We start from the raw sequence: 12,620 nt of genomic DNA on the forward strand, positions 1-12,620 counted from the left end.
GCGCCGGATGGCACGCTCAGAGGCGGATTAGGATCAGTAGGGCGCGCAGATCTGCACCGCGAAACGCGGTGGCGGAGCGAAGGATATCTGCACGCATGGTCATGACGCAGAGTTATACAGAGCCAATGACGAATGGGAAGACAGAATTTATCTGCACAGGGCCAAAGCTTGCGACTGTCGCCCATGCGCCCCTGTCAGAGGGGGCTAAATCAGAAACGACCCCTCGGATCAGTTGCTGGCGCCGTCACCGGCTTCGGGGCTTGCGGTGTCGCTGGCCTGATCTTCGGCGGCCTGATCGTCGCTGGCAGCGTCGTCACTGGTCTGCGTGGCACCGCCGGTGGTTTTCAGGGCGCCGTTTTCCCAGGTGCCTTCGGCCTCCTGACCGCTGGCGTAACGCATCACGCCGGGCCCTTGCCGTTTGGAGTTGAGGAAGCTGCCCTCGTAGACGTCGCCATTGGCGTAGGTGGCCACGCCCTTGCCGCTGATTTTGCCCTCGGTCCAGTCGCCCTCATAGCTGAAGCCGTCGGTCATCACGATCTTGCCGGTGCCATGACGCTGGCTGTTGGCGAAACTGCCGGTATAGACCGAGCCGTCAGGGTAGGTGACGACCGCATCGCCGTGGCGCTGGCCGTCTTTCCAGCCGCCTTCGTAGCGGTAGCCGTCGGGATATGTCATCACGCCCTGACCGTGGTTCTTCGCGTTCTTGAACTCGCCGGTATAGACCAACCCGTTGGGGTAGGTGGTGGTGCCGGTGCCTTCAATCACGCCGGCCACCCAGTCGCCTTCGTAGGTGGAGCCATCTGGATAGGTGATTTTCCCGACCCCATCCGCGAGATCATCACGGAACTGACCTTCGTAAACCGAACCGTCGGGATAGGTGACGCGGCCCTTGCCTTCGATCTGTCCCGCCAGCCATTCGCCGGTGTAGACATAGCCGTCGGTCTTGGTGAAGGTGCCCTCGCCGTGGCGCAGGTCATCCTCGAAATTGCCGATATAGACATCGCCATTGGCATGGATCTGCTTGCCCTCACCCTGACGGCGCCCGGCCACCAGCGGGCCTTCGTAGATGTCGCCATTGGGCTGGGTCAGCACCCCGGTGCCATCCATCTGGTTCGCAGCCCAGTCGCCCTCATAGATCAGACCGTCGGGCATAATCAGCTTGCCGGTGCCCGCCAGTTGGCCGTTGCGGATGTCGCCCTCGTAGGTGGCGCCGTCGGGGTATGTGATCTTGCCGGTGCCATCCTTCAGGCCATCGACCCAGTCGCCCTCATATTGATAGCCGCCGGGGTTGCGCATCAGGCCCTTGCCGTGGTGCTTGGCATCGCGAAACCCGCCCTCGTAGCGGGCGCCGTTGGCATAGACCGCGACGCCCTGACCGTTGATCACCCCGTCGGACCACTCCCCCTCATAGGTGCCGCCATCGGCAAAGGTGATTTTGCCCACGCCCTCCGGTTTGCCCTTGGCGAATTCGCCCTCGTAGACGGAGCCGTTGGGGAAACGCGCCACGCCGCGTCCGCGCACCTCACCATCGACCCAATCGCCGGTATATTCATAGCCGTTGGGCAGGGTGTAGGTGCCGGTGCCATGCTGCAACCCGCCGCGAAAGGTGCCCTCATAGATGCCGCCGATTTCGTCCTGTGTGGTCAGGACCTTGCCATCGTCCTGCGCCAGAGCCGGACGGATACCCCCGGCAGCGCCAAGCGCCAGGGCAGAGGTCAAAAGAGCGGCGGTGGTGAAACGGGTCATGGAATATCTGCTTGCCATAAGGAGAGCCGCGGTGCGGGCCTGTTGATCTGTTTGACAGGAAACTATGCCACAGCCGCCGCCGTCGCAATGTCTTTTGCCGCTGTGGTCTTTCCCTCGGGGCGCGATCTGTTTAATGGCAGAAGGCAGGATTATCGAAGGACGCAAGCAGGATGGCTGATCGTTTTCGCGTGACACTGGCCCAATTGAACCCCACCGTCGGGGATCTGGCGGGCAATGCAAACAAGGCCCGCGAGGCCTGGGCCGCAGGCCGTGACGCCGGGGCGGATCTGGTCGCTTTGCCGGAAATGTTCATCACCGGCTACAACACGCAGGACCTGGTGCGAAAGCCGGTTTTCCATCAGGCCGCCATCGCCGAGGTTGAGCGATTGGCCGCCGATTGCGCCGATGGGCCCGCTCTGGCCATCGGCAGCCCCTGGGTCGCGGATGGCAAATTGTTCAACGCCTATCTGATCCTGAAGGGGGGCAAGATCACCACGCAGGTGCTGAAGCACCATCTGCCCAATGCCACCGTGTTTGACGAGGTGCGGATCTTTGATGCGGGCCCTCTGGGGGGGCCATATGCGGTTGGCGACACCCGGATCGGCAGCCCGATTTGCGAGGATGGCTGGTATGAGGATGTGGCCGAGACTTTGGCTGAAACCGGCGCTGAGTTCCTGCTGATCCCAAATGGGTCGCCCTATTTCCGCAACAAGATGGACGTGCGGTTCAACCACATGGTGGCCCGCGCAGTGGAAACCGATCTGCCGGTGATCTACCTCAACATGGTGGGTGGGCAGGACGATCAGGTTTTCGATGGCGGCTCCTTTGTGCTGAACCCGGGCGGCGCGCTGGCGCTGCAGATGCCGGTCTTTGACGAGGCGATACAGCATCTCGATCTGGAACGCACCGCCGAGGGTTGGCGCGCCGTTGACGGCCCCAAGGCCTCATTGCCGGATGAATGGGAGCAGGATTATCACGTCATGACGCTGTCGCTGCGCGATTACATGCGCAAGACCGGCTTCAAGAAGGTGCTGCTGGGTCTCTCAGGCGGGGTGGATTCCGCCATTGTGGCCACCATTGCGGTTGATGCGCTGGGGGCGGAGAATGTCCGCTGCGTGATGCTGCCGTCGGAATATACCTCGCAAGAGTCCCTCGGCGATGCCGAGGCCGTGGCCAAGGCGCTGGGCGTGCATTACGATTATGTCCCGATTGCCGAGGGACGCGCCGCCATCACCAATACGCTGGCGCCGCTGTTTGCCGGTCTGGACGACGGGCTGACGGAGGAAAACATCCAGTCCCGCCTGCGGGGCCTTCTGCTGATGGCAATGTCGAACAAATTTGGCGAGATGCTGCTGACCACCGGCAATAAATCCGAGGTCGCCGTGGGCTATGCGACGATCTATGGCGATATGGCGGGGGGCTATAACCCGATCAAGGATCTTTACAAGACCCGCGTGTTTGAGACTTGCCGCTGGCGCAACGCCAATCACCGCGACTGGATGATGGGGCCGGAGGGCGAGGTGATCCGCCCGAATGTGATCGACAAACCGCCCAGTGCCGAACTGCGCGACGATCAGAAGGACAGCGACAGCCTGCCGGATTACCCGGAACTGGATGCGCTGCTGGAGATCCTGGTGGACCGCGATGGGTCGATTGCCGATTGTGTCGCGGCAGGCTTCTCGCGGGAGAATGCCAAACGTGTGGAGCACCTGATTTATATCAGCGAATACAAGCGGTTTCAGTCTGCGCCCGGTGCGCGTCTGACGCCGCGTGCGTTCTGGCTGGACCGGCGTTATCCCATCGTGAACCATTGGCGCGACCCAAGCTGAGGCAAGGACGGCCTGAGGCAAGGGCGGCGGGGTGGTGCAGTCCCTGCACAGCTGCGTCTGCGGTCGCCCGCTGCACCTGTGCCGATGGGTGCTGACGGTCTTATGACCCTGAAAACGGACCTTCCGCCGGGTCGGCCTTCTGGCAATCCACCACGCAATTGCGGCCTGCGTCCTTCGCGGCATAAAGCGCGCGATCCGCGGCATGCATCAGATCCTGTGGCAGCAGCCCATCTTCGGGGTAGCTGGCCACTCCGATGGAGATGGTGACCCGTGGCAGGGTGCCGGATCCATAGCGCAGGGTGATATCCTCGATTGCAGCGCGCAGCGCCTCGCCCACCTCCATGGTCTGTTCCTTATCGGTATCGGGCAGGAACACTGCAAATTCCTCGCCGCCCATCCGGCAGCAGACCTCTCCGTTGTGAAACAGCTCTTTCAGCGTGTCGCCAATGGCGCGCAGCACCATGTCGCCCGCATCATGGCCATGGGTGTCATTGAAGGTCTTGAACCGATCCGCATCAAAGCTGAGCACCCCCAGCTGGCTGGCGCGTCGGTCGGCCAGGGCCACCGCATTGCGCAGCTCTCCCAGGAAATAGCGCCGGTTATAGACGCCGGTCAGCGGATCGCGGGTGGATTGATCGTGCAATTCGTCGCGCAGCCGCACATTGGCCACCGCCAGCGAGATGTGCTCACCGCAGCGCAGCGCCAGACGATGCAGCGCCACCTTGCGTTTGGCATCCTCTTCCGGCGCAAATTTCACGTGCAACAGACCCACGGTATTGCCATGGGCGACGACCGGGAAGCAGACGTAATCCTCATGCTCGCTGGTGCTGGGCTGCTCTTCCACATGGGCGCAGGCAAAGGCAATCTTGTCGGCGGAATAGAGATATTGCCGCCCCCGTCGCAGCGCCCAGCAGGCATCGGGGAAGATGTGGTCATGCGCCTCGCCGCCACCCCAGTGGCATTTGCCGTCCAGAACATCGCGTGAGTTGGAATAAATATACAGCTCCCCCCGGGATTGCGGAAACAGCTGCGCCATGAAGGCGCTGACGATGCGAAACAGCTCTTCCTGGGATTTGCAGGAGTGTAGCCATTCATCCAGCTGGGACAACAGCTTGGCTTCCTCGCGCCAGGATTGCTCTGCCGCGAGCGTCTTCAGGGCGGTCAGCTCGGCCTCCTCGGCGGCCTGTCGCGCCTGGGTCAGGTCCCGCGCGCTGCGCTCAATCTGGGTGACATCCGTGTAGCAGGTGACAAACCCTCCGGTGGACAGCCGCCGCGTATCAATCTGTAGCCGCCGTCCGGAGGGCATTCTGCGGGTCGCCGAAAACCGCTGTTTGTCAGAGCTGAAATCCTGCTCCGCCTGTTTGGCGCTCTCCTCGGTCACATGGCCGAGTTTGACGGCGGTGGCAAAAAATGCCGCGCGGGAATAGCCGGGGAATACATCCCCGTTCTGCAGCTCCAGAAGGGTGAGGAGACGTTCGTTGAAAACCTGGCAATGCCCGTCCTCAGTCCAGACCATCACCCCCTGATCCAATTTGTTCAACACATCCATGAGTCGGGCATGAGAGGGCTCAGGCAGGCTCTGCCCCTGTAACGTCTCGCGCGGGATCACTTTGTTCATGGGAAACCCAGTTACTTCTTACCATCACTACGGTGTGTGCTGCGGCAGACTGACACGGGAGTCTGAACGAAACCTGAGGTGTAATTCAAAAAACACCAACACTTTGAAACGACTTTGGATCAACTTCGACGTGCCGCCCGACAACTGGACAAAACGGCGTCCATGTGACATGGGGCAGGGCAACAGGAGACTTGTGATGACAACCACCCGATTTGCCCCGTCGCCGACCGGCTATATCCACGTTGGCAACCTGCGCACCGCGCTGATGAATTATCTGATCGCCCGCAAGGCCGGCGGCAGCTTCATCCTGCGTATCGACGATACCGACCCGGAGCGGTCAAAGGAAGAATATGTCGACGCGATCAAACAGGATCTCGAATGGCTGGGCCTCACTTGGGATCGGGTGGAGCGGCAGTCCGAGCGGCTGGAGCGCTATGTTGCTGCGGCGGACAGACTGCGCGAGATCGGACGGTTTTATGAGGCATTTGAGACGCCGGTCGAACTGGACCTCAAGCGCAAGAAACAGCTGAACATGGGCAAGCCGCCGGTTTATGACCGCGCAGCGCTGGCCCTGTCCGATGATGAAAAGGCTGCCCTGCGTGCCGAGCGTGGCGATGGTGTGTGGCGGTTCAAACTGGATCACCAGCGCATTGAATGGGCTGACGGCATTCTGGGCGATATCTCCATTGATGCGGCTTCGGTCTCCGATCCGGTGCTGATCCGTGGCGACGGTCAGTTCCTCTACACGCTGGCCTCCGTGGTCGACGACACCGAAATGGGCGTGACCCATGTGGTGCGTGGTTCTGACCATGTGACCAACACCGCGACCCAGATCCAGATCATCGAGGCGCTGGGCGGCACTGTGCCCTCCTTTGCGCATCACTCGCTGCTGACCGGCCCACAGGGCGAGGCGCTGTCCAAGCGTCTCGGCACGCTGGCGCTGCGGGACCTGCGCGAGGCAGGCGTCCAGCCAATGGCGTTGCTGTCCTTGATGGCGCGGCTGGGGTCCTCCGATCCGGTTGAGATCCGCAGTGAGATGGCAGAGCTGATCGACGGCTTTGACATCAACCGCTTTGGCGCGGCCCCGACCAAATTCGATGTGGAGGATGTCTACCCGCTGACGGCACGCTACCTGCAGTCGCTGGCGCTGGCGGATGTTCAGACCCATGTGGACGCGCTGGGGGTTCCGGCCGAGAAACAGGCGGCGTTCTGGGATGTGGCCAAGGAAAACATCACCACGCTCAAGGATCTCGCCGGTTGGTGGGAGCTGTGCCGCGATGGCGCCGAGCCGCTGATCGCGGATGAGGACAAAGAGTTCATCGCAGAGGCGATGGCGCTGCTGCCCGAGGGGCCTTACGACAGCGAAAGCTGGGGCAAGTGGACCGCCGCTGTGAAAGAGGCCACCGGTCGCAAGGGCAAAGGCCTGTTTATGCCGCTGCGCAAAGCCGTCACCGGCATGGAACGCGGACCCGATATGTCGGCCCTGCTGGCGCTGATGGAGACGGTGCGCGCTCGCGGTTGAACTCAGCCAATATTGTTTTGAAAAGGCGGCTCCGGGTGGGCCGCCTTTTTCGTTTGGACCGGGAGCGCCAGCTCCCCCATGTGTCAGGTCTCAGCGATCAGAGCGCTGCGCCCGCATCTTTGTGGCGGCTTTGGCCATGGCCGGGTTGGGGTGGTGCCCCAGCGCCCCGAGGGCTTTGTCCATCCAGTCAATCACCGCTGGGTCGTCCGCTCCAGCGCGGGCAATGGGCGGGAAGGCGCAGGACAGAAGATGTTGGGCAGAGACAGCGGGCATGACCACCCGGTCAAAGGCCGGATCCTGCCCGGTCTGCGCGTCCTCATCCGGGGTGTTCTCCCACAGCAGCCGTTCCAACCGCCCCATGACCTCCAGCGCGGTACCGGGATCATTGACTCCGGGGGAGAGCGCCCGCTGCGCGGTTTCTGCAAGCAAGGTCAGCCCAAATGAGGGATCTTGATCAAAACTGCGCACATCGCCGATTTCGATGCAGCGGCTGGCGGCCTTGCACAGGTCCTCATCCCCGGATTTCGCATAGGCCACGGGCCGCCCGCGCAGCACGAATTCTCCCGGCGTGCGATGGATCGCAATCTGGGTGTCGGCCTCTTCTGCCAATGTCTGCAGCTGCGCGACATCCACAAATCGCACGAAACCCGACGCCTGCGCCGGGATAGCTGTGCCGTCTGCCTGAAACCGGGTGTCATCCTCGGCGCGTTGCGCGTCCAGACAGGGGGCATCGGCGCGCTGGCGCAGGCTGGTGCGGCTGCGCTCCTCGATCAGGCGCAGGGTGTGATCCATGCTGCCAAGCCCCGATAGGTGATCAATCCAGCGCAAAATCGCCCCGACGATAAGCGCCACAACTCCGACCGTGATGGCAAAGACCACGTTGGCCGCATCCTCGCTGTAGAACCCGGCCCGAAACAGGATCACCGCGCTCAGGCTGAACACAAATCCGCCGACGAAGGTGGCCAGCACGCTCTGGGTGATCGTGTCCTCCAGCAGCAGGCGGTACACCCGCGGGGTCGCGGTGGCGGCGGCGGTGCGATAGGCAGAGACCATAACATTCAGCGAAAATGTGGTCACGGCCAACATGCCGGAGGCGAGGATATTCAGCACCGGTAGGGCGGCCTCGCGTCCGAACCGCTCTCCCAGATCCTCGGGGATAAACGGTGTGAGCCAGGGCGCGATGGCCAGTGCCAGCAGGGAACAGGCCGAGATCAGCACCACGCGGAACCACAGCTGCCGGGTGATCCGCCGAATGTAGAGAAGCGTGCGTGAGATCACTGATCCGCCTCGATCAGTTGTGCACCCAGCGCAGTCAGGTGATGATCCACCAGATCACGTTCATCCGTGGTCAGCACCTGTGCCCGGGGATAGCGGGGGGCGGCGCGGTCATTCAGAATTGGTGTGTCCCAGCCATCGGTCGTGCGCATGAAATCGGCAACGCCTTCGGTGCCAAAGACATCGAGATAGCCTTGGATCACCACATCAAGGTAGCTCAGCAGGATCGGATGGCGCAGGCTGGCTGCACGCTGACTGTTGGCGGGGATCGCATAGACGGCAACCTCAGTCTCCGGCGCCAGATCATGCTGCACCGAGTCCCGCGCCGCCAGACGATCATAGCCGAACTCGCGGTCATCCAGGGCCGCCCAATCCGCGCCGGGGACTTCGGCGACCAGCCCGTCGATGCGGCTATCGGCGCAGGGCACCGCAGAGAGATAGGCCACCGGGCGCAGATCGGTCTGCACCCAGGCCCGCCGCCAGCCGCTGAGCCGGGCCGGACGGGCCTGCCCATAGGCATGGGTGCGGGTGTTCACCAGGCTGCCGTAGCCAAAGAAATAGGGGGCTGGGGGAAGGGGGGCGGGCATTCGGATCTCCTGTCAGCAATGTCTCAATCGGCAATATCTGCGCCGTGTGTCGGATCGGGGCAAGGCGGCTGGCCTTTGCCCTGACGGCGGTGTCGGCGGTGGTGCACCCCGGCGACGGCAAACATCCGCACAGAGCTATAGCAGCTTTGATACATGTCAAAGTGGCCTTTGCGCAGCCATGTCATGATCCGGCGATCAAGGCACCTTGGAGGGGCGATCATGCGGATCACAAAACGGACAAATATTGCAGTGCGGCTGTTGATGTACTGTGCGGCCCATGCGGACCGCCTGGTCACCAAATCGGAAATTGCGGCGCGCTGCAATATCTCCGAGAACCATTTGGCTCAGGTGATCAACCAATTGGCGCAATTGGGATATCTGCATACCCAACGGGGCCGCAATGGCGGCATGTTACTGGGCAAGCCTGCGGCAGAAATTGGCATTGGCGATGTGTTCCGCGATGTCGAGGGCACGGTGCCGATGGTTGAGTGTTTTGCCGATGCCGACAATACCTGCCCGCTGGTGTCGGCCTGCCGGTTGCGCCTTGCCTTGTCGGAGGCCGCGCAGGCCTTCTACCAGTCGTTGGATGGCATCACGCTGGAGGCGCTGATCTGTGACAATGACGACCTGTTTGCGCTGTTTCAGCCGCCGGTCGCCGCCAGCTGCGCGCGCTATGTGAATTAGGTCGGCCCAGCAGTGCTGTAAAAGACACCAGCCTGTCGCAGCTGGTGTCCGATGTGTTTCCCTCTTCCGCGCCAAAGCGGTGTGCGGGTCTAGTCGCGCGCCCGCAGGATCCGTGCAGGGCGCACCTGAAGCGGCCTCCAGGCAAAGGCAAGCCCGGCCAGCAGCGTGGTCAGGATGCCACCGCTGATGATCGCCAGCGCGTTGCCCCAGATCACCTGAAAGTCGCTCTCAAACACATAGGTGTTGATCGCCCAGGCACCGCTCATTCCCGCAATCAGCGCCACCAATCCGGCGCCTGCTCCCAGAAACACCGACCTGAGGGCGAAGCTGATCAGAATGCGGCGTCTGGATGCACCCAGCGTTTTCAGCACAGCGGCCTCATAGCGGCGGGCCGGTTCCCCGGCCGCGGCGGTGCCGATCAGAACCATGAACCCGGTAAGTAGGGTGGCTGCCGCTCCATAAGCGGTGGCGGAGGCCAGCTGCCGCAGGATGTCTGACACGCGGTCCAGCGCATCCCGCACCCGGACGGCGGTAATATTCGGCATTGCCTTGGCCAGATCCCTCAGGATCTGCGCCTCGGCCTCCTGCTCGGCATAGACTGTGGCGATATAGCTGTGCGGCGCTCCTGCCAGGGCGCTTTCGTTCAGCACCATGACAAACCCCATGCCAGCGGTGGAGAAATCCACCTCGCGCAGGCTGGTGATTGTCGCAGTGATGTCGCGGCCCAGCACATTGATCGTCAGCGTGTCTCCCAGATCCAGCCCCAGTTCCTCGGCCTCCTCGCGGGCAAAGCTGACCTGTGGCGGCCCGGTGTACTCCTCAGGCCACCATGCGCCAGCCACGATTTGCGTGGTTTCGGGCTGTTTCGCGGCATAGGTGATGCCGCGATCGCCGCGCACCACCCAGTGATCGCCAGCCACCTCGGTCGCGGGCTGATCGTTGACGGTGGTGAGCACCCCGCGCAGCATCGGCGCGCTCTGCACTCGCTCCACAGCCGGATCGCCCTCAACGCGGGTGAGGAAGTCCGGCATCTGGTCTCGCTGGATATCAACAAAGAAGTAGGAGGGGGCCACATCGGGCAGGTTGCCCTCAATCGCGCGGCGCATATTGCCATCGACCTGACCGATGGCCGCCAGCACCGTCAGGCCAAGCCCCAGCGCCAGCACCGTTGGCACGGCGCCATCGCGGGAGGTCCCGATCGCGGAGAGCGCCCAACGCAGCGCCGGGTTGCCACGGGCCAAGGGCGCGGAGCGGCGCGCGATCCAGCTCAGCACCAGTGCCGCCAGCAACAACACCGCCAGTGCACCAATCAGCCCGCCCGCAGTCCAGAGCGTCAGCTCAACCGCGCCACTGAACAGGGCCGCCGCGCCGATCAGCACAGCTACGGCAACGACGGTGGCCAGAATATACCGGGGCGCGGGCCAGCGGCTGCGGCCGTCCAGCGCATCGCGAAACAGCGCCGCCGCCCGGATCCGTTCCGCCCGGGCCAGCGGCCAGAGCGCAAAGACAAAGGCCGTCAGAACACCATAGAGGGCTGCCTCGCTGAGTGCGGGAACCGAGATGCCAAAGACCGCAGGAAACGGCAGCTGCGCCGCGATCAGCGATCCCAGCAGCACCGGAGCCAGCCCGCCGATCAGAAGGCCAATCGCGATGCCCAACAGCGCCAGCGCACCGATTTGCAGAAAATACGTCAGGAAGATCGTCCTGCGGTCGGCACCAAGGGTGCGTAGCGTGGCGATGGTTGCCGTTTTGCCCGCCAGATAGGCGCGCACGGCGGCGGAGACGCCAATCCCGCCCACCGCCAGCCCGGAGAGGCCAACCAGCACCAGAAACCCGGCCAGCCGCTCGACAAAGGTGGCAATGCCCGGCGCGCCATTACGGGCATCGGTCCAGCGCATGCCGCTGTTGTCATACTGCGCCTCGGCACGGATTTTCAGCTGCTCCAGATCGGTATCCGGGGGCAGGGTCAGCCGGTATTTGCTGGAAAACAGCGTGCCGGGCTGCAAGAGGCCGGATTGCGCCAAGTCCTCTGTGCGCACAAGCGTCCGCGGCCCAAGGGTGAAGCCTGCGCTGGCTGCATCAGGTTCAGTCTCCAATAGCGCCGTCAGAGCAAATCGCTGGCTTCCTAGGGTGAATTCATCGCCAACAGACAGGCCAAGCCGATCCGCCAGAACCCGCTGCATCACACCGCTGGGCAGGTCGCCTGTTCCTGCCAGTGCTGCCTCCAGCGGCATGTCGGGGGAGAGGGTCACCGTGCCCACAAGCGGATAGGCGTCATCCACGGCCTTCACCTGCGTCAGCGCGCGTTCGTCGCCCACCGTCGCCATGGACCGGAAATCAATGATTTCAGACCGGGCGACGGCGCGGGCCTCCATCCAGGCCTGTTCCTCAGCGGTGGCGCGCCGATAGGTAAAGCCCAGCTCGGCGTCGCCGCCCAGCAGCACCGCGCCTTCCTCGCTCAGCCCGGTCTGGATCGCGGAGCGCAGGGAGCCGATCCCGGCAATCACCGCAACCCCCAGCGCCAGACAGATCAGGAAAACACGAAACCCAGACAGACCACCGCGCAGCTCTCGCTTGGCAAACCGCGTGGCCAGCGACAGGGCAGAGGGGCTCATTCAGCGGCCTCACGCGCGGCGTCCTGATCCAGTCGCCCGTCGCGCAGCCGGATCACCCGGTCACAGCGCGCCGCCAGTTCCGGCGCATGGGTCACCATGATCAGCGTCGCCCCATAGCGGTCGCGCAGGTCAAACAGCAGGTCCATGATCGCATCGCCGTTGGTGGCATCCAGATTGCCGGTCGGCTCATCCGCCAGCAGGATGCGGGGGCGGGTGACCAGAGCGCGGGCCAGCGCCACGCGTTGCTGTTCGCCGCCGGACATCTGCGCCGGGAAATGGCCCGCGCGATGGCCCAGTCCGACCGCCTCCAGTTCAGCTTGCGCGCGATCAAAGGCATCCTTGTGACCGGCAAGTTCCAGCGGTGTGGCCACATTTTCCAGCGCGGTCATGGTCGGGATCAGGTGAAAGCTCTGAAAAACGACGCCCATATTGTCACGGCGAAAGTGCGCCAGCGCATCCTCATCCATCGCCGTCAGATCCTGTCCCAGCGCCGAGACGGTGCCGCCGGTGGCCTGCTCCAGCCCCCCCATCACCATCAGGAGAGAGGATTTGCCAGAGCCGGAGGGGCCGATCAGGCCCAGGGTTTCTCCGCTCTCCACCGCCAATGAGATATCATGTAGAATTTCGACAGGTCCGGTATTGCCAACCAGTGACAAAGACGCATGTTGGAGGTTCAGAATGGGATCGGATGAGGGGATCGTGCTGGACTGCATGTGATATCGCGCCTGTTTTGGGACCACTCTG

The 12,620-nt window shown here is 63.2% G+C and carries 9 protein-coding genes; 3 read left to right on the forward strand and 6 right to left on the reverse strand.

The features are described 5' to 3' along the window. Positions 1 to 228: 228 nt before the first annotated feature. A complete protein-coding gene (locus tag OO25_RS08780) occupies positions 229 to 1,746 on the reverse strand; it encodes an MORN repeat-containing protein (protein WP_242407008.1) in 1,518 nt (505 codons plus the stop codon). A gap of 170 nt (positions 1,747 to 1,916) precedes the next feature. Between OO25_RS08780 and OO25_RS08785 the strand changes: the two genes are divergently transcribed. After that, positions 1,917 to 3,575, forward strand: a complete 1,659-nt coding sequence (locus OO25_RS08785; RefSeq protein ID WP_040179697.1) for an NAD+ synthase — start codon at positions 1,917 to 1,919, stop codon at positions 3,573 to 3,575. Positions 3,576 to 3,675: 100 nt separating this feature from the next. Here OO25_RS08785 and OO25_RS08790 read toward each other — a convergent pair whose 3' ends face one another. Continuing rightward, positions 3,676 to 5,193, reverse strand: a complete 1,518-nt coding sequence (locus tag OO25_RS08790) for a sensor domain-containing diguanylate cyclase (protein ID WP_040173435.1) — start codon at positions 5,191 to 5,193, stop codon at positions 3,676 to 3,678. Between the two features lie 196 nt (positions 5,194 to 5,389). Between OO25_RS08790 and gltX the strand changes: the two genes are divergently transcribed. Further along, the gene (gltX, locus tag OO25_RS08795) at positions 5,390 to 6,715 is read left to right on the forward strand and encodes a glutamate--tRNA ligase (protein WP_040179699.1); all 1,326 of its coding nucleotides are present in this window, start codon (positions 5,390 to 5,392) and stop codon (positions 6,713 to 6,715) included. A gap of 90 nt (positions 6,716 to 6,805) precedes the next feature. On the opposite strand, the gene OO25_RS08800 is transcribed toward gltX, so the two are convergent. Both OO25_RS08800 and OO25_RS08805 read right to left on the reverse strand, forming a co-directional pair. Continuing rightward, a complete protein-coding gene (locus OO25_RS08800) occupies positions 6,806 to 7,993 on the reverse strand; it encodes a DUF2254 domain-containing protein (RefSeq protein WP_040179700.1) in 1,188 nt (395 codons plus the stop codon). After that, positions 7,990 to 8,577 (reverse strand): gamma-glutamylcyclotransferase family protein, encoded by a 588-nt coding sequence (locus OO25_RS08805; protein WP_040173444.1) that lies wholly within the window; start codon positions 8,575 to 8,577, stop codon positions 7,990 to 7,992. Before OO25_RS08805 ends, OO25_RS08800 begins: the two co-directional genes overlap by 4 nt. A 219-nt stretch (positions 8,578 to 8,796) precedes the next feature. On the opposite strand from OO25_RS08805, the gene OO25_RS08810 reads away from it, so the two are divergent. After that, the gene (locus tag OO25_RS08810; RefSeq protein WP_040173445.1) at positions 8,797 to 9,261 is read left to right on the forward strand and encodes an Rrf2 family transcriptional regulator; all 465 of its coding nucleotides are present in this window, start codon (positions 8,797 to 8,799) and stop codon (positions 9,259 to 9,261) included. An 89-nt stretch (positions 9,262 to 9,350) separates the two neighbouring features. On the opposite strand, the gene OO25_RS08815 is transcribed toward OO25_RS08810, so the two are convergent. Both OO25_RS08815 and OO25_RS08820 read right to left on the reverse strand, forming a co-directional pair. Continuing rightward, complete coding sequence (locus tag OO25_RS08815) at positions 9,351 to 11,876, reverse strand: ABC transporter permease (RefSeq protein ID WP_040179702.1); 2,526 nt, start codon at positions 11,874 to 11,876, stop codon at positions 9,351 to 9,353. After that, a complete protein-coding gene (locus tag OO25_RS08820; protein WP_040179703.1) occupies positions 11,873 to 12,589 on the reverse strand; it encodes an ABC transporter ATP-binding protein in 717 nt (238 codons plus the stop codon). Before OO25_RS08820 ends, OO25_RS08815 begins: the two co-directional genes overlap by 4 nt. Positions 12,590 to 12,620 lie beyond the last annotated feature (31 nt).

It is taken from the genome of Phaeobacter sp. S60, from assembly GCF_000826845.1.
GTDB classification, from domain to species: Bacteria; Pseudomonadota; Alphaproteobacteria; order Rhodobacterales; family Rhodobacteraceae; genus Phaeobacter; species Phaeobacter piscinae.

Bases quoted from the DNA above. Each gene is read 5' to 3' on its own strand.
- OO25_RS08780 (WP_242407008.1), bottom strand. From the start codon at position 1,746: ATGACCCGTTTCACCACCGCCGCTCTTTTGACCTCTGCCCTGGCGCTT.
- OO25_RS08785 (WP_040179697.1), top strand. From the start codon at position 1,917: ATGGCTGATCGTTTTCGCGTGACACTGGCCCAATTGAACCCCACCGTC.
- OO25_RS08790 (WP_040173435.1), bottom strand. From the start codon at position 5,193: ATGAACAAAGTGATCCCGCGCGAGACGTTACAGGGGCAGAGCCTGCCT.
- gltX (WP_040179699.1), top strand. From the start codon at position 5,390: ATGACAACCACCCGATTTGCCCCGTCGCCGACCGGCTATATCCACGTT.
- OO25_RS08805 (WP_040173444.1), bottom strand. From the start codon at position 8,577: ATGCCCGCCCCCCTTCCCCCAGCCCCCTATTTCTTTGGCTACGGCAGC.
- OO25_RS08810 (WP_040173445.1), top strand. From the start codon at position 8,797: ATGCGGATCACAAAACGGACAAATATTGCAGTGCGGCTGTTGATGTAC.
- OO25_RS08815 (WP_040179702.1), bottom strand. From the start codon at position 11,876: ATGAGCCCCTCTGCCCTGTCGCTGGCCACGCGGTTTGCCAAGCGAGAG.
- OO25_RS08820 (WP_040179703.1), bottom strand. From the start codon at position 12,589: ATGCAGTCCAGCACGATCCCCTCATCCGATCCCATTCTGAACCTCCAA.